We start from the raw sequence: 18,282 nt of genomic DNA on the forward strand, positions 1-18,282 counted from the left end.
GGACCAAGCGCTGACATGACGACGATTGAAGCCTCCCTTGCTGCGATGGGCCTGGAACTGCCCCCGCCTCCCCGACCGATCGCCGCCTTCGTCCCGTTCACCCGGGATGGCAACACGGTCTACCTCGCCGGACAGGTGAACGAACTCGGCGGGGTGCCGACACTGCGTGGCAAGGTGCCCCGCGACCATTCGATCGAGGCAGCGACCGAAGCCGCCCAAGTCTGCGCACTCAACCTGCTGGCCTGCCTGAAGCTGGCCTGCGGCGGAGATCTGGACAAGGTGGAGCGTTGCCTGTCGGTGCGTGGCTTCGTGAATGCCTCGGACGGTTTCGCGCAGGTGCCGATGGTGATCAACGGTGCCTCGAACCTGTTCCTGGCGCTCTGGGGCGAACAGGGACGCCACGCACGCACGGCGGTGGGCGTCGCCGCGCTGCCGCAGGATGCCGTGGTCGAAGTGGACGCCATCTTCCGGGTGCGGGCATGACGGTGTTGCGACCGGTCGGGCCGGCACTCGCGGCCATCGACGCGCAGGACGCGGAGGTCCGGGCGTGGGCCGTGGTGGACCGGGTCGGCGCGCGGATTCCACCAGCGCCCGGGCCCATCAGCGGCTGGACGCTCGGCGTCAAGGACGTGCTGGACGTTGCCGGGCTGCCCACCCGAGCCGGCAGCCCGACACGTGCCGAGGTGGCGCCGGCCACCGCCGACGCACCGGCCGTGGCCCTGCTGCGGGCAGCAGGCGCGGTGGTGCTGGGCAAGACCGTGACGACCGAGTTCGCGACGATGGACCCCGCAGCCACGGCCAATCCTGCAGCCCCCGGGCACACGCCCGGCGGATCCTCCAGCGGCTCGGCCGCGGCTGTCGCGGCAGGCATGGCCGACCTGGCCATCGGGACACAGACCGCCGGCTCCCTGTGCCGCCCGGCGGCCTACTGTGGTGTGGCCGCCTTCAAGCCCACACGCGGCCGCGTGCCCACCACCGGCATGGTGCCGCTGGCGCCGAGCTTCGACACCATCGGGCTGATGGCCGGCGACGTGGCCCGCCTGGCCGTCGCACTGCGGTGCTGGGGCATCCCGGATGCAGCCGCACCGACCGCGCCAGTCATCGGGGTACCGATGCCCGACTGTCATCCCGACCTCGATGCCGCCGGCGCCTGGGCGATCGCACAGGTGTCGGCGCGGTTGCGAACCATGGGCGCCCGGATCGTGCCGGTCCGGCTGCCCTTCGAGACGCCCCATGTCGTGGCGCTGCACCGCCGCGTGATGGCCGCAGAGGCCTTCGCAGCGCATGGCCGCTTGGAGGCTGACGGCCGGGTCGGTCCCCGCTTCCGGGAACTGCTTGGCGAGGGTGCGGTCCTGGGCGCGGCCGAGGTCACGGATGCGCGCAGCCTGCTGCAGGAACTGGGACACAGCTGCTGGGCAGGTTTCGCCGATCTGCACGGCCTGTTGTTGCCGCCCGCGCCGGGGCCCGCGCCCGCCGGCTTGGGAGCAACGGGACCCGCCCATTACCAGATCCCCTGGACGGCGTTCGGCGGCCCGCTCGCGGCGCTGCCCTGCGGCCAGACCCGGGACCGTTTGCCGCTGGGCACCATGCTGGCGGCGCGGCCCGGCGACGACGCCAGCCTGGTCAGCCTCGCGCTCGCGCTCGAGCGCGCCCTGGGGGTGGGCGACGCGTGAGCGCGACACCCCGCCAACGCGCCGCGCAGCCGCCGCGGGATGGCCAGGCGACACGGGCGCGCATCCTCGAGGCCGCGACACAGGAGTTCGCTGCGCACGGATTCTCCGGCGCACGCGTGGAACGCATCGTCGAGGAAGCGCGCTGCAACATGCGCATGATCTACCACCACTTCGGCAGCAAGGAGGCGCTCTACATCGCCGTGCTGGAGGCGGTCTACGAGGATCTGCGGAGCCAGGAGCGCGACCTGGACCTCGATGCGCTGGACCCGAAGGCGGCGATGGAACGGCTGATCCTGTTCACCTTCGACCACTTCCGGACCCATCCGACCTTCGTCCGCCTGACCAGCCTGGAGAACACCAACCATGGGCTCTTCATCCGGAAGTCGTCGATCATCCAGCGCACCGCCTCGCCGCTGATCAACGCGATCAAGGTGGCCCTCACGCGCGGTGCGGCCACAGGCGTGTTCCGCACGGGCATCGACCCGCTGCAGTTCTATGTGTCCATCGCCGCGTTGGCCTGTCACCACATCAACAACGCGCACACGCTGTCCTTCGCCTTCGGCACCGACCTCGCGCAGCCCGACTGGATCGAGGCGCGGCGTGCGCATGTCCTGCAGATCCTCCTGGGCGGTTTGCTGACGCCCCGCGGTTCGACGACCTGAGCGGCGGTCGGGCTTCGGGCGGGTGACGCGCCAAGGGAGCCTCAGCTGGCATGGGACATGCATGGTAAGTAAGAAGATGCTTACCAATGCTGTACTTGCCATGAATCCGTCCTGCATCCCTGCCCCAGACGCTGCACCGTGGTGCGCCAGATCGCATCCCGGAGCGCCGATGCACCACTGCCGTGCCCCGCTGCCCAGGCGGTGCGCCTGAACAGGGCTGCGCGCCCGATCCGCTTCGTCAACCTCGCCAAAGGACTCCGATGACTGCCCTCCGCATGCCCACATCCCGTCTTGCCTGTCTGGCCCGCCAGCTGGTTGCCGCCGCGGTGGTGGCGGGTGCCAGCGTGGCCGCCCACGCGGCCGACCTGCGCCTGCTCTCCAGCTTCAACAGCACGCAGAAGCCCACCTATGCGGTGCTCGAGCGTTATCTGGCCAACGTCAAGGCACTCAGCAATGGCGGCATCCGCATCAGCGTTGCCGGTCCCGAGGTGGTGCCCATCTTCGAGCAGCTGCAGCCGGTGACCAGCGGCACCTTCGACATGCTCTACACCCACCCGGTGTTCCATGCCGGCAATGGCTCGCTGGCACTCACCGTCGATGCCATGGCGGTGGACCCGGCATTGCGGCGCAGCAGCGGCGTGTGGGACGCCATCGATGCCTTCTACCAGAGGAAGCACAAGCTCAAGCTGGTGGCGATGATGTCGGTGAGCAACGAGGGCTACCACCTCTTCACCAAGCAGCCGCTCAGCCCGGCCGGCGACCTGGCCGGCCGCAAGATCCGCGGCACGCCCACCTACTTTGGCGTGATCGAGGCCCTGGGCGCGCAGCCGGTGGTGCTGCCCGGGTCCGAGATCTATTCAGCCCTGCAGACGGGCGTGATCGACGGTGCCGGCTGGCCGGCCGCAGGCATGGTCAGCATGCGCCACTACGAGGTGGCCAAGTACCGCCTGCGCCCAACCTTCGGCGCCGCCACCCAGCCCGTGTTCGTGAATCTGGACCGCTGGAACAAGCTGGATGCCAAGACCCAGCAAGTGCTGCTGGAGGCCGGCAAGAAGACCGAGCTGGAGATGCCCGCACTGGGCGACGCCATCCAGGACGAGGAAGATGCGGAGCTGAACAAGCGGGGCGTCCAGGTCATCCAGATGAGCCCGGCCACCGCTGCCAAGGTGCGCAAGGCCTTCGTCGACAGCATCTGGAAGCTGGGCGCCGACTGCTGCCGCGATGAGGCCGCCGCCCTGCGTGCGATGGCGATCAAGGCCGGGCTGACGCAGTGAGCGGCACCGCGGCGGCTGGCATGCCCGCATCCCGGAACCTGGCTGCCCTGCTCCGGTTGCACGACCGCCTGACCGAGTGGGGCGTGCTGGCCGCCATGGCGGCCTTGGCGTTGATCGTGGCTGCATTCACCCTGGAGGTGGTGGCGCGCTATGGTTTCAACACGCCCACACGCTGGACGGCCGACCTGGTGTCGTACCTGTTGCTGTTCGTGACGTTCATGGCCATGCCACATGTCACCGCCACGGGCGGGCACGTGGCCGTCACGGCCCTGCTCGAAACCTTGCCGGCTGCAGACCAGCGCCGTGCCGGTCAGGTGATCGCGCTCGTCGGCGCTGCCGTGTGCGCGCTGCTGACCTGGATCACCTTCGGTGAGACCCTGCGGCAGGCCACCAGTGGCGTGCGCATGATGGCGGCCTACCCGGTGCCCAAGGCCTGGATCTCGCTGTGGATCGTCTACGGCTTGGCGAGCTCGGCACTGTACTTCCTGCGGCTGGCCCTGTGGCCGCCCGCGCAGGCGGATTGAGATGGACGGCATCCTGATGATGGGTGGGGCCATGGCCCTGCTGTTGCTGCTGTTCGCCCTGGGCGTGCCCGTCTTCCTGGCGTTCCTGGCCATCAACACCGCGGGTGTCGCGCTGTTCCTCGGCCCACAGGCGTTCGGGCTGGTGGCCAACTCCTTGTTCACCACCGCCAGCACCAGCAGCCTGACGGCGATCGGCCTGTTCGTGCTGATGGGCGAGATCCTGTTCCGATCCGGCACCAGCGAGGTGCTGTTCGAGGCGGTCGACCGCTTCGTCGGCAGGCTGCTCGGGCGGCAGTTCGTGCTGGCGGGCCTGCTGGCAACGGTGTTCGGCGCGCTGTCGGGCTCCAACATGGCGGTCTCGGCCATGATGGCCAAGAGCGTGTTCCCCGGCATGGCAGCGCGCGGCTATGACCGCAAGCTGTCGATCGGCATGATCCTGGGCGGCGCGAGCCTGGCGCCGGTCATCCCCCCGAGCGTGCTCACCATCATCATCGCCACGCTGGCCAATGTGTCGGTCGCCGGCTTGCTGCTGGCCGGCGTCGTGCCGGGTTTGCTGCTTGGTGGCGTGTTCATCGCCTACGCACTCATCCGGGTTCGATGGAATCCCAGGCTCGCGCCGGGGCGTGCCGAAGAGGGCGACACCGCGGCGGCGGATCGCCCCGGTCTGGCCCTGGCGGCGCTGCGTTGTCTACCCTTCACGTTGATCATCGCGGCGGTCATGGGCCTGATCCTGGCGGGCATTGCCACGCCCTCGGAAAGTGCCGCCACCGGCGTGCTGGGCGCCATGGCCACGGCGGCGGTCTTCGGCAACCTGCGCCTGGGCATGCTGAAGGATGCGCTGCGCGGCAGCGTGCTGATCACCGCGATGATCCTGGTCATCATGGCCTCGTCCACGCTGTTCAGCCAGTTGCTGGCGCTCAGCGGCGCCACGGGGCAACTCACCGAGTGGGTGACCCACCTGGATTGGGACCCGGTGTGGATGCTGCTGGCGATGATGGCCCTGGTGTTCGTCTTCTGCATGTTCATCGACCAGGTGGCGGTGATGCTGGTGATCATTCCGATCTACCTGCCACTGGTCGGCGTGCTGGGCTTCGATCCGCTGTGGTTCTGGCTGCTGATGCTGCTGAACGTGACGGTGGGCGGCATCACGCCGCCCTTCGGCTACGCCATGTTCGCCTTCAAGGGCGCCCGCAACGACGTGTCGATGACGGAACTCTTCGCAGCCGCCTGGCCCTTCGTCGGGCTGTTCCTCCTGGGCATGCTTGTCGTCGGCATCTTCCCGTCGCTGGCGACCTGGCTGCCAGGCTTGCTCTGAGGTCCGGCGGGCAACCGCTGCGCGCGAAAGATCCAGGCTAACCCGCCCGCAACCGGAACCGCTGCAGCTTGCCGGTCTCGGTGCGCGGCAGGCTGTCGACGAAGTCCACTGCGCGCGGGTACTTGTAGGGCGCGATGTTGGCCTTCACGAAGTCCTGCAGCGCCTGCACGCAGGCCGCGTCGCCCGCCATGCCGGGCTTCAGCACCACCCAGGCCTTGACGATCTGGCCGCGTTCATCATCGGGCACGCCGGCCACGCCGCATTCGGCCACCGCGGGGTGGCGCAGCAGGCAATCCTCCACCTCGGGGCCGGCGATGTTGTAGCCGGCGCTGATGATCATGTCGTCGGTGCGGCTCTGGTAGTGGAAGTAGCCGTCGGCGTCCTGCACATAGGCGTCGCCGGTCAGGTTCCAGCCGCCCTGCACATAGCTGGCCTGGCGGGCATCGTCCAGGTAGCGGCAGCCGGTGGGGCCTTGCACCGCCAAGCGGCCCACGGTGCCCGGCGGCACCGGCTGCAGGTTGGCATCGACCACGCAGGCCCGGTAGCCGGGGATGGCCTTGCCGGTGGCGCCGGGCCGGGCCTGCGTCTCGTCGGCCGAGATGAAGATGTGCAGCAGTTCGGTGGCGCCGATGCCGTCGATCAGCGTGATGCCCGTGGCCTGCTGCCACAGCGCCCGCGTGGCCGCAGGCAGGGCCTCGCCGGCCGAGACGCACTTGCGCAGCGTGCCGCCCTGCCCCACCGCCAGCCGGCGCTGGCCGGCGGCCTCGGCCATCGCCCGGTACGATGTGGGCGCGGTGAACAGCACCGTGGCGCCGTGGCGCGGAACCGCCTCCAGCAGCTCGTTCGGCCCGGCCTTGGGCAGCAGCACCGTGGCGGCGCCCACGCTCAGCGGAAACAGCAGCAGACCACCCAGGCCGAAGGTGAAGGCGAGCGGCGGGCTGCCGATGAACACATCGTCGGCCACCGGCCGCAGCACATGCGGCGGAAAGCAGGCGCAGGCGGCCATCACGTCGCGGTGGACATGCATCGTGGCCTTGGGCAGGCCGGTGGTGCCACTGGTGAAGGCCAGCAGGCAGACATCGTCGGCGGCGGTGTCGACGGTGGCGAAGGCATCACTTTGGCGGGCGGCGCGGGCTTCCAGACCGCATTCGGCGGCCACACCGAAGTGCAGCACCTCGCGCAGCACCGGATGGGCGGCGGCGGCCAGGGCCAGTTCGTCGGCCAGCGCCGCGTCGCACAGTGCGTGGCTGACCTGGGCCTTGGCAAGGATCTGGCCCAGCTCCTTGGCGCGCAGCATCGGCATGGTGCCCACCGCAATGCCGCCCGCCTTCATCACCGCACACCAGCAAGCAGCCAGCATGGGGCTGTTGGGCGCCCGCAGCAGCACCCGGTTGCCAGGCACCAGGCCCATGTCCTGCACCAGCACATGGGCGATGCGGTTGGCCTGGGCCTGCAGCTCGGCATAGGTCCACACCGTGCCGTCGGCCCCGATCACGCAGCGCCGCCCGCCCCAGCCCCTGGCCACCGCATCGTCCAGCAGCATCGCGGCGCAGTTCAGCCGCGGCGGAAACTGCAGTGCGGGCAACTCGAACAGGAACGCCGGCTGGTCAGCCGGTGCCGGCAGCCGGTCCCGGGCGAAAGTGTCGACGTGGGCACTGGGCTGCATGGCGGGGGCTCCTGGCTTGTCAGTCCGGGATGACGGCGGTGGCCTCGATCTCCACCTTGGCGCGGTCTTCGATCAGCGCCACCACCTGCACCGCGGTCATCGCGATGTCGAAGTGGCCGATCAGTTCCTTGAAGGCCTGGCCCACCGCGCGACCGGCGGCCAGGTACTCGCGCTTGTCGGTCACGTACCAGGTCATGCGGGTGATGTGCTGCGGCCGGCCGCCGGCCTCGGCCAGCACCGCCACGATGTGGGCCAGCGCCTGGCGGGCCTGGTCGGCAAAGTCGTCGCTCTGGAACTGGCCCTGGGCATCCCAGCCGATCATGCCGGCGATGAACACCTGGCGGCCGCGGGCCGACACGCCATTGGCATAGCCTTTGGGACGGGGCCAGCCGGCGGGCAGCAGGGCTTGGTGGGGCTTGTCCATGGGGGCTCCGATGCTCAATCGCCTTGGAAGACCGGCTTCTGCTTGGCCACGAAGGCGTGGTACGCCCGGTGGAAGTCCTGCGTCAGCATGCACAGCGCCTGGGCCTGGGCCTCGGCCTCGATGGCCTGCTCGATGGTCATCGCCCATTCCTGCTGCAGCATGGTCTTGGTGATGCCGTTGGCAAAGGTGGGCCCGGCCACCAGGTCGGCGGCCAGGGCCTGGGCATCGGCCAGCACCGCCTCGGGCGCGCAGAGGCGGTTGAAGAAGCCCCAGCGCTCGCCCTCCTCGCCGCCCAGGCTGCGGCCGGTGTACAGCAGCTCACTGGCCCGGCCCTGGCCGACGATGCGCGGCAGCATGGCGCAGGCGCCCATGTCGCAGCCGGCCAGGCCGACCTTGTTGAACAGGAAGGCCACCTTGGCCTTGGCCGTGCCCAGGCGCATGTCCGAGGCCATCGCGATGATGGCGCCGGCGCCGGCGCACACGCCGTCGATGGCGGCGATCACCGGCTGCGGGCAGCCACGCATGTGCTTGACCAGGTCACCGGTCATGCGGGTGAAGGCCAGCAGCTCGGGCGCGGTCAGCCGGATCAGCGGGCCGATGATCTCGTGCACATCGCCGCCGGAGCAGAAGTTGCCACCGGCACCGGTGACCACCACCGCATGGACATCGTCGGCCAGGCGCAGGCTGTTGAACAGATCGCGCAGCTCGGCATAGGCGCTGAAGGTGAGCGGGTTCTTGCGCTCGGGCCGGTGCAGCGTGATGGTGCCCACGCCGCCCTGCACCTGCCACTGGAAGTGGGTGGCCTGGTAAGACGCCATGGGGCGGCGGTTGCCGGCCAGCAGGGCGGGATCGACGCGCGGGGTGTCGGTGGTGTTGTCGTTCAAGCCTCGTCTCCTGTCAGTGTGTTCTGTTGCAAACGGGTGAGGTGCACGCGCAGCACGCCCAGCTGGGCATGCAGCTGCTGCACCGCCTTGGCATCGAGCCCTGCGAACAGCTCCAGCACCCACTGCTCGTGCTCGGCCGCCATGGCCTCGAAGCCGCTGCGGCCGGCGGGTGTCAACCGCACGATCCAGCTGCGGCGGTCGGTGGGGCTGTCGCTGCGCTCGACCAGGCCTTCGCGCTCCAGTTCGTCGGTCAGGCCGGTGACGTTGCCGCCGGTCACCATCAGCTGGCGCGACAGGTCCTTCATCTTCAGGCCGTCGGGCGCGCGGTGCAGCTGGGCCAGGTAGTCGAAGCGCGGCAGGCTGATGCCGAAGCGCTCACGCAGGCGGCGGCGGATCTCGGTCTCGATCTGGGTGCTGGTGGCCAGCAGGCGCAACCACAGCTTCAGCGCCGCATGGTCGCCGCCGGTGGCGCGGGCCTCGTGGCCGAGCTGGTCGGCCTGCTGCAGCGTGGCGCGGCTGGCGTCGTTCTTCATGATTCCACCTTGGCCGGTGCCTGGGCCGCGGCTGCGCGCGCAAAGCCCGCCTCCAGCTGCGATTTGCCGGAACGGTACGGCGCCGGCCAGGGCTGAGGCGTGTAACCGATGCGCGCGGCCTCGGTCAGCGTCCAGGCCGGGTTGGCCAGGTGCGGCCGGGCGATGGCGCAGAGATCGGCCCGGCCAGCGGCGATGATGCTGTTGACATGGTCGGCCTCGGAGATCGCCCCCACAGCGATCGTGGCGACGCCGGCCTCCTGGCGGATGCGGTCGGCAAACGGCACCTGGTACATGCGGCCGTAGCTGGGCTTCTGGTCGGCACTGACCTGGCCCGACGAGCAATCGACCATGTCGGCGCCGGCGACCTTGAAGGCGCGGGCCATGGCCACCGCATCGTCGGGCGTGGTGCCGCCGTCCACCCAATCGACCGCCGAGATGCGCACCGACATCGGCTTGTGCGCCGGCCAGGCAGCACGCACTGCGGCAAACACCTCCAGCGGGTAGCGCAGCCGGTTGGCCAGGCTGCCGCCATAGGCATCGTCGCGCCGGTTGGTCAGCGGCGACAGGAAGGCCGACAGCAGGTAGCCGTGGGCGCAGTGCAGTTCCAGCCAGTCGAAGCCGGCCGCGGCGGCGCGGCGGGTGGCGGCGACGAAGTCGTCACGCACCCGGTCCATGTCGGCGCGGGTCATCGCGCGCGGCACCTGCCCGTCCGGCAGGTACGGCACGGCCGAGGCCGACAGCAGCGGCCAGTTGCCTTCGGCCAGCGGCTGGTCGGCACCCGCGCCATCCCACGGGGCGTTGGTCGAGCCCTTGGGCCCGGCATGGCCGATCTGCATGCCGATGGCGGCATCGCTGTTCGCATGCACGAAGTCGACGATGCGCGCCCACGCCGCTCCTTGTTCGTCGGTCCACAGGCCCGGGCAGCCCGGGGTGATGCGGGCATCGGCCGATGTGCAGGTCATCTCGGCCATCACCAGGCCGGCGCCGCCCAGGGCGCGGGCACCCAGGTGCATCAGATGCCAGTCGCCGGGGATGCCGTCCACCGCCTTGTACTGCGCCATCGGCGAGACGACGACGCGGTTCTTCAGCGTCAGCCCGCGCACGGTGTGGGGCGTGAACATCGGCGGCGGCGCCGGCCGGTCCGCGGGCACCTGCAGGCCGGCCTGCTGCGCAAACCAGCGCTCGAAGCCGCCCAGCCACTGCGCATCGCGCAGGCGCAGGTTCTCGTGGCTGATGCGCTGGCTGCGGGTGAGCATGCTGTACATGAACTGCGGGCCGGGCAGCTGGTCGCAGTAGCGCTCGCCGCAGACCTCGAACCAGGCCATCGCGTTCCAGGCGGCGTTCTGCAGGCGCAGCACATCGACATTTCGCACCGCCTGGTAGCGCTGCAGCACCGCCGGCAGCGCAGCGGCGCCGTGGCCGGCGTCGTGCAGCAGGCCGGCCAGCTCGATCGCATCCTCGATCGCCAGCTTGGTGCCCGAGCCGATGGCGAAGTGTGCGGTGTGCACCGCATCGCCCATCAGCACCACCTGGCTGTGGCCGTTGTGCAGCGACCATTGCGCGCATGTGATGCGCTGGAAATTCAGCCAGGCCGAGCCGCGCAGGTGCCGCGCATTGCTCAGCAGCGGCGCGCCCTGCAGGTTGGCGGCGAACAGCCGCTCGCAGAAGGCGATGGATTCATCGGTGGTGGCCTTGTCCAGCCCGTGGGCCAGCCAGACATGCTCGGGGCACTCGATGATGAAGGTGGAGGTCTGAGCGTCGAACTTGTAGACATGGGCCTGGAACCAGCCGTGTTCGGTCTTCTCGAACAGGAAGGTGAAGGCGTCGTACAGCCGCGGCGTGCCCAGCCAGATGTAGCGGTTGGGCCGGGTGACGATGTCGGGGCGGAAGACGGCGGCATGGGCCGTGCGCACGCGGCTGTTGATGCCGTCGCTGGCGATCACCAGGTCGGCATCGGGGTAGTCGGCGTCGGACGTGGCTTCGCACTCGAACACCAGTTCCACACCCAGCGCCTCGCAGCGCGCCTGCAGGATGTTCAGCAGCCGCTTGCGGCCGATGCCGACGAAGCCGTGGCCGCCCGAGCGGAACACCTCGCCCTTGAAGTGCAGCTCGATGTCGTCCCAGTGGTTGAAGGCCTGCTGGATCTCGGCGGCGCTGACCGGGTCGCAGCGGCGCATGTTGTCCATGGTGGCATCGGAGAACACCACGCCCCAGCCGAAGGTGTCGTAGGGCTTGTTGCGCTCGACCACGGTGATCTGGTGCGCCGGGTGGCGCAGCTTCATCAGCAGCCCGAAGTACAGGCCGGCGGGGCCGCCGCCGATGCAGACGATCTTCATGGGGTGCCGGCCTGGGCCGTGAGTCGATCAGATCTGAATAGTTTAGACATCAAGCACTTGATGTCAAGGCGGGCCGGCCATGGGTCGGCGGCTCGGCTGGCGCCTTGGCAGCAAAATGCCGCGGCAGGCACGTGCAAACCGGATCGCATCGACATGACCATCACCCACATCTTCATCCGCCCGCCCGCAGGCGGCCCGCTGCAGGCCCTGACGCAGGCCGACGTGGTGGCCGGCAGCGGCATTGAAGGCGACCGCTACTTCGGCCGGCAGGACGAACCCGGTCAAAACCTCACCCTGGTGGAGGCCGAGGTGATCGAGGCCTTTGCACAGGCCCACCAGCGCCCGCTGGACATGGCCATCACCGGGCGCAACCTGGTGACACGCGGTGTGCAACTGAACGCCCTGGTGGGCCAGGAATTCACCATCGGCGGCCTGCGCTGCCGCGGCGTGGAATTGTGCGAGCCCTGCCTGGGCCTGGGCGATGCGCTGCAGGGCCCCGACCTGACGCCAGCGCAGGTGGTGCGCTGGTGGGCACACCGCGGCGGCCTGCGCGCCGACGTGCTGGTGGGCGGCGCCCTGGCCGTGGGCGCACCGGTGCTGGCGGTGCATGGCTGAGCCGGCCGTGCGCCGCGGCTGGCAGGCGCTGCTGGCAGCGGCCTGCCAGGTGGTGATGGCCAGCGCTGCCGCCGCGCAGGACACCGATGCGCTGGTGATCCACCAACCCGGCACCCTGCCGCTGGTGCTGACCGTGCCGCACGACGGCGACCAGCCGGTCGGCTTCACGCCAGTGCGGCGCCAGGGCACGGCGGTGCGCGACATCGGCACCCGGCCGGTCGCCGAGCAGGTGGCCGACCTCCTGGCGCAGCAGCTGGGCCAGCGGCCCTGCGTGGTGATCGCCCGCTTCAGCCGGCGCTTCATCGATGCCAACCGCAGCGAGGCCGAGGCCCTGGAGAGCGACAGCGCCCTGCCCGCCTACCGCGCCTACCATGCGGCGGTGGCCGGCTGCGTGGCCCAGGCGCGGGCGCAGCACCCGCAGGGCGCACTGCTGGTGGATGTGCACGGCCAGGGGCAGGAGCCCACGGTGCTGTTCCGCGGAACCCGCGCCGGGCTGACCACGCGGGCGCTGCTGCAACGCCTGGGCCCCACCGCGCTGCAGGGCCCCGACAGCCTGATCGGCCGGCTGGCCGCCAGGGGCTACGCCGTGCACCCGCCCATCGGCAGCGACAACCTGCGCGAAGACCCGCGCTTTGCCGGCGGGTACACCGTGGCCACCTACGGCAGCCACCAGCCCGACGGCATCGACGCCATCCAGCTCGAACTGGGGCGCGAGCAGCGCCAGAACCCGCAGCTGCCGAAAGACCTGGCCGACGCGCTGGCAACCGTCCTGCGCCAGCAGGGGTATCTGGCCGGGCGCTAAGCTTCGTGCCAGCATGTTCAAGCTCGACGATGTGAAGGCCGCGCTGCTGCGCTGGCGCGCCGCGCGCCGGCGCGAGGCTGCGACCCCGCCCGATGAAGCCGGCCGCAGCGAGGCCCGGCTGCAGGTGCAGGTGCTGGCCCGCCGCCGCGGGGGTGCCGGGCCGTCGCCGCGGCAGGTGGACGACGAGATCGCCCGCCAGATCGCCGAGGCCGAGAAGCGCGGCGACCTGCGCGGCGCCGAGGGCTACGGCAAGCCGCTGACCGAGGACGACGGCTGGCAGCAGACGCCCGACGAGGTGCGCATGCCGTTCAAGATGCTCAAGAGCGCCGGCATCGTGCCGCACGAGGTGGAGCTGATCCGCGAACGGGCGGCGCTGCGCCAGCGCCTGGCCGCCGCCACCACCGAGGCCGAGACCCGCGCCGCGCAGCAGGCGCTGGCGCAGGTGGAGCTGACACTGGCGCTGCGGATGGAATCGCTGCGCCGCTGACCGGGGCCTCAGCCCTTCTTGGCCACCAGCGTCAGGATGTCGTAGCTGGCCACCAGTTCACCGCGCTGGTTGCGCACTTCCACGTCCCAGGCCACCACGCCCTGGCCCTGGCCCTTGGCATCCTTCTTCGCCTTGTCGATCTTGCGCTTGCAGGTCAGCCGCGCCTGGATGGTGTCGCCGATCAGCACCGGCTTGACGAAGCGCAGCGTGTCCAGCCCGTAGTTGGCGAGCACCGGCCCCGGCGCCGGCGACACGAACAGCCCGGCCGCCGCCGACAGCACGAAGTAGCCGTGGGCGATGCGCGCGCCGAAGGGGCTGGCCTTGGCCGCCTCCTCGTCGAAGTGCATGTAGAAGTAGTCGCCCGAGATGCCGCCAAAGTTGACCAGATCGGCCTCACCGACGGTGCGGCGGTGGGTCAGCAGGCTCTCGCCGATCTGCAGCTCCTCGAAGTGGCGGCGGAACGGATGCACGCCGGTGTCGAGGGGCGGCGCGCCGCGCACGAACTCGCCGGTCACCGCCGTCAGCATCGCCGGCGAGCCCTGCACCGCGGCGCGCTGCAGGTAGTGGGTGACGGCGCGCAGGCCGCCCAGCTCTTCACCACCGCCGGCCCGGCCGGGGCCGCCGTGCTTCAGCAGCGGCAGCGGCGATCCGTGGCCGGTGGATTCGGGCGCGGCCTGGGCATCCAGGATGTGCAGCCGGCCATGCAGCATCGCCAGCTGCGGGATGGCGCGGGCGGCCACCTGCGGATCACGGGTGACCAGGCTGGCCACCAGGCTGCCCTGGCCCTTGGCCGCCAGGGCGATGGCTTCATCGAGGCCTTCATAGGCCATCAGCGTGCTGACCGGGCCGAAAGCCTCGATCTCATGCACGGCGTGGTTGTGCATCGGGTCGTTGCACAGCAGCAGCGTGGGCGCGAAGAAGGCGCCATGCGCGGTGCCGGCGCCCAGCGGCACGGCGCCCTCGCCGCCGCACACCAGCTCGGCGTTGTGGTTGTGGCGCAGCTGGGCCACGCAGGCGTTCACATCGGCCAGTTGGGCATGGCTGGCCAGGGCGCCCATGGTGACGCCCTCCACCGCCGGGTCACCCACCACCACCTTGGCCAGGCGGGCGCGCAGCGCCTGCGCCACCGCATCCAGGTGCTGCCGCGGCACGATGGCGCGGCGGATGGCGGTGCACTTCTGGCCGGCCTTGACCGTCATCTCGCGTGCCACTTCCTTGACGAACAACGCGAACTCGGCCGTGTCGGGTGTGCACTCGGGCGCCAGGATGGCGCAGTTCAAGGAATCGGCCTCGGCATTGAACGGAATGCTGTGGCGCACGATGTTCGGGTGCACCCGCAGCAGGGCCGCGGTGTCGGCGCTGCCGGTGAAGGTGACCACGTCCTGGCCGTTCAGCTGGTCGAGCAAGTCACCAGTGCTGCCGATCACCAGCTGCAGCGCGCCCTCGGGCACCAGGCCCGACGACAGCAGCAGGCGCACCGCGGCTTCGGTCAGGTAGCTGGTGGCGGTGGCCGGCTTGGCGATGCAGGGCATGCCGGCCAGGAAGCTGGGCGCAAACTTCTCCAGCAGCCCCCACACCGGGAAGTTGAAGGCATTGATGTGCACCGCCACGCCGCCGCGCGGCACCAGGATGTGGGTCCCGGCGAACTGGTTGGTCTTGCCCAGCGCCAGGGCCGGGCCTTCATGCACCAGGTTGCCCGACGGCAGCTCGTTGGCGCCCACGCCGGCATAGGCGAACAGCGTGCCGCTGCCACCCTCGATGTCGATCCAGCTGTCGGCGCGGGTGGCACCGGTGTGGGCCGAGACGGCGTAGAGCTGTTCCTTGTGCTCGTTGAGGAACTTGGCCATGGCCTTCAGCCGCTCGGCCCGCTGCTGGAAGTCGAGCGCCAGCAGGTTGGGCAGGCCCACGTGGCGGGCGTGGTGCACGGCCTCGGCGAAGTCGATGGCCTCGGCATGGGTGTGGGCCACCGTCTGGCCGTTGATGGCGCTGCGCAGCGCGGTGGCGGCATGGCTGCCGATCCAGCGGCCGGCGATGTGGCTTTGCAGGGTGTGGCTCATCGTGGGGTCACCTCGGCAGTGGGGTTGGAGGGTGGAATCGCAGGCACATGGCCAGCCGCCAGGGCTGGCAGCCCGCCGAGAAACAGGTTGGCCACCATCGGGGCCAGCGCATCATGGTCCAGTTCTCCGCCGGGCCGCACCCAGGTGAACATCCAGTTGATCATGCCGAACAGCAGCATGGTGACCGGCTTGGCCAGCGCGGCTTGCGCCAGCCCGGGCTGCAGCGCGCCCACCGCCTCGGCAAAGCCGGCCACCACCGCCCGCTCCATGCCCAGCACACGTTGGCGGTCATCGTCCTGCAGAAAGCGCACATCCTCGGTCAGCACCCGGTGGGCGTTCTGGGCATCGGCGTATTCGGCCACGATGCGGTGGATCAGCAGGCGCAGCCGGGCCTCGGGCGCCAGGCCCTGGGCCGCCACGTCGTCCACCAGCGCCTTCAGCCGGGTGACATGGCCTTCGGCGATGGCGACCAGCATCGCGTCCTTGTCGCGGTAGTAGTGGTACAGCGTGGCCTTGCTCAGGCCGCAGGCCTCGGCCACCTGGTTCATCGACGTGGCCGGGTAGCCGTGGCGGGCGAACAGCGCCGCCGCCTGCTGCAGGATGGCCTCCCGCTGGGCGTCGTAGCCGGAGGCGCGGCCCCTTGCCATCAGCGGTCGTCGAAGGAGAGAACCACCCGCTCGGTCAGCGGATGCGCCTGGCAGCACAGCACGAAGCCGGCCGCCACCTCGGCCTTGTCGAGCGCGAAGTTGCGCTCCATGCGCACCTCGCCTTCCACCACCTTGGCGCGGCAGGTGCCGCAGACGCCGCTGGTGCAGGAGAACGGCACCTCCAGCCCGGCGGCGGCGGCCGCATCCAGGATGCTGGGCTGCTGTTTGCGGAAGGTGATCTCGCGGCGCAGACCGTCGCGCAGGATGACGATGCGGGCTTCCTCGGCATCGCCGGGCAAGGCCTCATGGACAACGGCGCCCACCGCGGCGCCCGCCTGCGGCGCCACGCCGAAGCGTTCGATGTGCACCCGGTCTTCCGGCACGCCGGCGGCCAGCAGCGCGGCCTCGGCCTCGTCGTTCATCTGGAATGGGCCGCAGATGTAGGCATGGGCGATGCCGTCGGCCGGCACCACGCTGCGCAGGAACTCGCCGAGCTTGTCGCGGTTCATCAGGCCCATGTTCAGCGGCGAATCGGTGGGCTCGTCGCTGAACACATGGTGCAGCACCAGGCGCTGCATGTGCCTGTTCTTGAGGTCTTCCAGCTCCTCCTTGAACATGGTGCTCTGCAGGCTGCGGTTGCCATAGACCAGGGTGAAGCGCGACAGCGGCTCGCGCTGCAGCACGGTTTTCATGATCGACAGGATCGGCGTGATGCCGCTGCCCCCGGCGATGCCGACGTGGTGCCTGCGGGCGGCCGGATCCAGCGGCACGAAGAACCGGCCCTGCGGCGCCATCACCTGCAAGGTGTCACCGGGCTGCAGCGTGCTGTTGATCCAGTTGCTGAACACCCCGCCGCGCACCTTGCGCACGCCCACCCGCAGCTCGCCATCGTCCACGCCGGCGCAGATGCTGTAGCTGCGGCGCAGGTCCTGGCCATCGATGGTGTGGCGCAGCGTCAGGTACTGGCCCTGGGTGAAGCCGAAGGTGGCGCGCAGGTCGGCCGGCACCTCGAAGCTGACGATCACCGCCTCGGCGGTGTCGGGCTCGATGCGGCGCACCGTCAGGGGGTGGAAGAGCGTGCTCATAGGGGCTTGAAGTGTTCAAACGGTTCGCGGCAGGCCAGGCAGCGGTACAGCGCCTTGCAGGCGGTCGATCCGAAGGCCGACAGCCGCTCGGTCTGCAGGCTGTCGCAACGCGGGCAGGCGATGGCGGGGGCCGCACGGCGGCCGACCAGGCGGATCGGCACGCCGGCAGCGGCATCCACCGGCCCGGGCGGGGCGATGCCGTACGCGCGCAGCTTGCGGCGGCCGTCGTCGCTGATCCAGTCGGTGGTCCAGGCCGGGGCGCGCTGCAGCGTCACCGTCACCGGGCCCAGGCCGGCGGCGGCGATGGCATCGACCACGCTCTGGGTGATGACCTCGGTGGCTGGGCAGCCGGAATAGGTGGGCGTCAGCACCACCTCCAGCGCCGCACCGCCATCGCGCACATCGCGCACGATGCCCAGGTCACGCAGGCTGAGCGCCGGCACCTCGGGGTCGAGCACGGTGGCGAGCACGGCCCAGGCGCGCTGGGTGCGTGTGCCCGCCGCCACCGGGGCCTGGCTCACCAGACGCCCCCGGGGTAGCTGCGCTGCAACTGCTGCAGCTCGGCCAGCATCGGGCCCATGTGCTCGCTGTGCACGCCGCGCTTGCCGGTGCTGCGGAAGGCCGATGCGGCCGGTGGCGTCAGGCCGGCCTCGGCCAGCACCGCGCCCACCTCGGCCTGCCAGTCGGCCTGCACATCGGCCCAACGCGGGCCCAGGCCGGTGGCGGCGGCCGCCTCGTCCACCGCGTCGGCCTCGAACAGCTCGGGCACGTAGCGCCACAGCTGGGCCAGCGCGGCCTGGCTGCGGCGCCGGCTCTCGTCGGTGCCGTCACCCAGGCGCACCACCCAGTCGGCGGCATGCTGCTGGTGGTAGCGCGCCTCCTTCACCGCCTTGCCGGCGATGGCGGCCAGCTCGGCGTCGCTGGACTCGGCCAGCTTCTGCCACAGCAGCTTCAGCAGCGTGGCCACCAGCAGGTTGCGCTGCACGGTGAAGGCGAAGTCGCCGCGCGGCAGCTCCACCAGCGTGGGGTTGCGGTAGTCGCGCTCGTCGCGCAGGAAGGCCAGCTGGTCCTCGTCGAAGGCCCGGCCCTCGGTCTGGCCGGCGCGGGTCAGCAGGGCGCGGGCCTGGCCGATCAGGTCGAGCGCCATGTTGGCCAGCGCGATGTCTTCTTCCAGCACCGGGCCGTGGCCGGTCCATTCGCCCAGGCGCTGGCCCAGGATCAGGCAGGTGTCGCCCAGGCGCAGCAGGTACTGCAGCTGGGGTGTGTGGTGCAGTTGGATCGAGGCGGTCATCTCGGGC

General features: G+C 70.5%; 19 protein-coding genes. 9 read left to right on the forward strand and 10 right to left on the reverse strand.

Going from position 1 to position 18,282, the window contains the following annotated elements:
• The first annotated feature begins 15 nt into the window (after nt 1–15).
• From FFT10_RS01935 to FFT10_RS01960, 6 genes are all read left to right on the forward strand, one after another.
• Nucleotides 16–483: a RidA family protein gene (locus tag FFT10_RS01935; protein WP_137731073.1), complete on the forward strand. Its 468-nt coding sequence runs from the start codon at nt 16–18 to the stop codon at nt 481–483.
• Nucleotides 480–1,673, forward strand: a complete 1,194-nt coding sequence (locus tag FFT10_RS01940; RefSeq protein WP_137731074.1) for an amidase family protein — start codon at nt 480–482, stop codon at nt 1,671–1,673. Before FFT10_RS01935 ends, FFT10_RS01940 begins: the two co-directional genes overlap by 4 nt.
• On the forward strand, nt 1,670–2,335 hold the full coding sequence (locus FFT10_RS01945) for a TetR/AcrR family transcriptional regulator (protein ID WP_137731075.1): 666 nt from the start codon (nt 1,670–1,672) through the stop codon (nt 2,333–2,335). The genes FFT10_RS01940 and FFT10_RS01945 overlap by 4 nt, the downstream gene beginning before the upstream one ends.
• A gap of 260 nt (nt 2,336–2,595) precedes the next feature.
• Nucleotides 2,596–3,609: a TRAP transporter substrate-binding protein DctP gene (gene dctP, locus FFT10_RS01950; protein WP_137731076.1), complete on the forward strand. Its 1,014-nt coding sequence runs from the start codon at nt 2,596–2,598 to the stop codon at nt 3,607–3,609.
• The gene (locus tag FFT10_RS01955; protein WP_137731077.1) at nt 3,606–4,133 is read left to right on the forward strand and encodes a TRAP transporter small permease; all 528 of its coding nucleotides are present in this window, start codon (nt 3,606–3,608) and stop codon (nt 4,131–4,133) included. Before dctP ends, FFT10_RS01955 begins: the two co-directional genes overlap by 4 nt.
• A gap of 1 nt (nt 4,134) precedes the next feature.
• Nucleotides 4,135–5,448 carry a TRAP transporter large permease gene (locus tag FFT10_RS01960; protein WP_137731078.1) on the forward strand — a complete coding sequence of 438 codons (1,314 nt, stop codon included), beginning with the start codon at nt 4,135–4,137 and terminating at the stop codon, nt 5,446–5,448.
• A gap of 37 nt (nt 5,449–5,485) precedes the next feature.
• On the opposite strand, the gene FFT10_RS01965 is transcribed toward FFT10_RS01960, so the two are convergent.
• From FFT10_RS01965 to FFT10_RS01985, 5 genes are read right to left on the reverse strand one after another with little or no spacing between them, the layout of a single operon-like run.
• Nucleotides 5,486–7,114, reverse strand: a complete 1,629-nt coding sequence (locus FFT10_RS01965; protein WP_137731079.1) for an AMP-binding protein — start codon at nt 7,112–7,114, stop codon at nt 5,486–5,488.
• 19 nt (nt 7,115–7,133) lie between these two features.
• Nucleotides 7,134–7,538 (reverse strand): RidA family protein, encoded by a 405-nt coding sequence (locus tag FFT10_RS01970; RefSeq protein WP_137731080.1) that lies wholly within the window; start codon nt 7,536–7,538, stop codon nt 7,134–7,136.
• Between the two features lie 14 nt (nt 7,539–7,552).
• Complete coding sequence (locus tag FFT10_RS01975) at nt 7,553–8,422, reverse strand: enoyl-CoA hydratase family protein (protein ID WP_137731081.1); 870 nt, start codon at nt 8,420–8,422, stop codon at nt 7,553–7,555.
• Entirely contained in the window at nt 8,419–8,955 is a 537-nt protein-coding gene (locus FFT10_RS01980) for a MarR family winged helix-turn-helix transcriptional regulator (RefSeq protein WP_137731082.1), read from the reverse strand. The genes FFT10_RS01975 and FFT10_RS01980 overlap by 4 nt, the downstream gene beginning before the upstream one ends.
• Complete coding sequence (locus FFT10_RS01985) at nt 8,952–11,291, reverse strand: bifunctional salicylyl-CoA 5-hydroxylase/oxidoreductase (RefSeq protein WP_137731083.1); 2,340 nt, start codon at nt 11,289–11,291, stop codon at nt 8,952–8,954. The genes FFT10_RS01980 and FFT10_RS01985 overlap by 4 nt, the downstream gene beginning before the upstream one ends.
• Nucleotides 11,292–11,444: 153 nt before the next feature.
• On the opposite strand from FFT10_RS01985, the gene FFT10_RS01990 reads away from it, so the two are divergent.
• Genes FFT10_RS01990 through FFT10_RS02000 form a run of 3 tightly spaced genes read left to right on the forward strand, consistent with a single transcriptional unit; the run spans nt 11,445 to nt 13,195 of the window.
• Nucleotides 11,445–11,906, forward strand: coding sequence for an MOSC domain-containing protein (locus FFT10_RS01990; RefSeq protein WP_137731084.1), 462 nt, complete (start codon nt 11,445–11,447; stop codon nt 11,904–11,906).
• Nucleotides 11,899–12,708, forward strand: a complete 810-nt coding sequence (locus tag FFT10_RS01995; RefSeq protein WP_137731085.1) for an N-formylglutamate amidohydrolase — start codon at nt 11,899–11,901, stop codon at nt 12,706–12,708. Before FFT10_RS01990 ends, FFT10_RS01995 begins: the two co-directional genes overlap by 8 nt.
• A 13-nt stretch (nt 12,709–12,721) precedes the next feature.
• Entirely contained in the window at nt 12,722–13,195 is a 474-nt protein-coding gene (locus FFT10_RS02000) for a DnaJ family domain-containing protein (protein WP_137731086.1), read from the forward strand.
• A gap of 8 nt (nt 13,196–13,203) precedes the next feature.
• On the opposite strand, the gene paaZ is transcribed toward FFT10_RS02000, so the two are convergent.
• Genes paaZ through paaC form a run of 5 tightly spaced genes read right to left on the reverse strand, consistent with a single transcriptional unit; the run spans nt 13,204 to nt 18,275 of the window.
• Nucleotides 13,204–15,252 carry a phenylacetic acid degradation bifunctional protein PaaZ gene (paaZ, locus tag FFT10_RS02005; RefSeq protein ID WP_137731087.1) on the reverse strand — a complete coding sequence of 683 codons (2,049 nt, stop codon included), beginning with the start codon at nt 15,250–15,252 and terminating at the stop codon, nt 13,204–13,206.
• Nucleotides 15,249–15,899 carry a TetR/AcrR family transcriptional regulator gene (locus FFT10_RS02010; RefSeq protein ID WP_137731088.1) on the reverse strand — a complete coding sequence of 217 codons (651 nt, stop codon included), beginning with the start codon at nt 15,897–15,899 and terminating at the stop codon, nt 15,249–15,251. Before FFT10_RS02010 ends, paaZ begins: the two co-directional genes overlap by 4 nt.
• On the reverse strand, nt 15,899–16,984 hold the full coding sequence (paaE, locus tag FFT10_RS02015; RefSeq protein ID WP_137731089.1) for a 1,2-phenylacetyl-CoA epoxidase subunit PaaE: 1,086 nt from the start codon (nt 16,982–16,984) through the stop codon (nt 15,899–15,901). The genes FFT10_RS02010 and paaE overlap by 1 nt, the downstream gene beginning before the upstream one ends.
• Nucleotides 16,981–17,610 carry a 1,2-phenylacetyl-CoA epoxidase subunit PaaD gene (gene paaD, locus FFT10_RS02020; RefSeq protein WP_373282455.1) on the reverse strand — a complete coding sequence of 210 codons (630 nt, stop codon included), beginning with the start codon at nt 17,608–17,610 and terminating at the stop codon, nt 16,981–16,983. The genes paaE and paaD overlap by 4 nt, the downstream gene beginning before the upstream one ends.
• Nucleotides 17,502–18,275: a 1,2-phenylacetyl-CoA epoxidase subunit PaaC gene (gene paaC / locus FFT10_RS02025; protein WP_137731091.1), complete on the reverse strand. Its 774-nt coding sequence runs from the start codon at nt 18,273–18,275 to the stop codon at nt 17,502–17,504. The genes paaD and paaC overlap by 109 nt, the downstream gene beginning before the upstream one ends.
• Nucleotides 18,276–18,282: the final 7 nt, after the last annotated feature.

Source organism: Pseudaquabacterium pictum (assembly GCF_005403045.1).
GTDB classification, from domain to species: Bacteria; Pseudomonadota; Gammaproteobacteria; order Burkholderiales; family Burkholderiaceae_C; genus Pseudaquabacterium; species Pseudaquabacterium pictum.

Bases quoted from the DNA above. Each gene is read 5' to 3' on its own strand.
- paaE (WP_137731089.1), bottom strand. From the start codon at position 16,984: ATGAGCACGCTCTTCCACCCCCTGACGGTGCGCCGCATCGAGCCCGAC.
- FFT10_RS01960 (WP_137731078.1), top strand. From the start codon at position 4,135: ATGGACGGCATCCTGATGATGGGTGGGGCCATGGCCCTGCTGTTGCTG.
- FFT10_RS01985 (WP_137731083.1), bottom strand. From the start codon at position 11,291: ATGAAGATCGTCTGCATCGGCGGCGGCCCCGCCGGCCTGTACTTCGGG.
- paaZ (WP_137731087.1), bottom strand. From the start codon at position 15,252: ATGAGCCACACCCTGCAAAGCCACATCGCCGGCCGCTGGATCGGCAGC.
- FFT10_RS01940 (WP_137731074.1), top strand. From the start codon at position 480: ATGACGGTGTTGCGACCGGTCGGGCCGGCACTCGCGGCCATCGACGCG.
- FFT10_RS02010 (WP_137731088.1), bottom strand. From the start codon at position 15,899: ATGGCAAGGGGCCGCGCCTCCGGCTACGACGCCCAGCGGGAGGCCATC.
- dctP (WP_137731076.1), top strand. From the start codon at position 2,596: ATGACTGCCCTCCGCATGCCCACATCCCGTCTTGCCTGTCTGGCCCGC.
- FFT10_RS01980 (WP_137731082.1), bottom strand. From the start codon at position 8,955: ATGAAGAACGACGCCAGCCGCGCCACGCTGCAGCAGGCCGACCAGCTC.
- FFT10_RS01935 (WP_137731073.1), top strand. From the start codon at position 16: ATGACGACGATTGAAGCCTCCCTTGCTGCGATGGGCCTGGAACTGCCC.
- paaC (WP_137731091.1), bottom strand. From the start codon at position 18,275: ATGACCGCCTCGATCCAACTGCACCACACACCCCAGCTGCAGTACCTG.
- FFT10_RS01965 (WP_137731079.1), bottom strand. From the start codon at position 7,114: ATGCAGCCCAGTGCCCACGTCGACACTTTCGCCCGGGACCGGCTGCCG.
- FFT10_RS01995 (WP_137731085.1), top strand. From the start codon at position 11,899: ATGGCTGAGCCGGCCGTGCGCCGCGGCTGGCAGGCGCTGCTGGCAGCG.
- FFT10_RS02000 (WP_137731086.1), top strand. From the start codon at position 12,722: ATGTTCAAGCTCGACGATGTGAAGGCCGCGCTGCTGCGCTGGCGCGCC.
- FFT10_RS01970 (WP_137731080.1), bottom strand. From the start codon at position 7,538: ATGGACAAGCCCCACCAAGCCCTGCTGCCCGCCGGCTGGCCCCGTCCC.
- FFT10_RS01990 (WP_137731084.1), top strand. From the start codon at position 11,445: ATGACCATCACCCACATCTTCATCCGCCCGCCCGCAGGCGGCCCGCTG.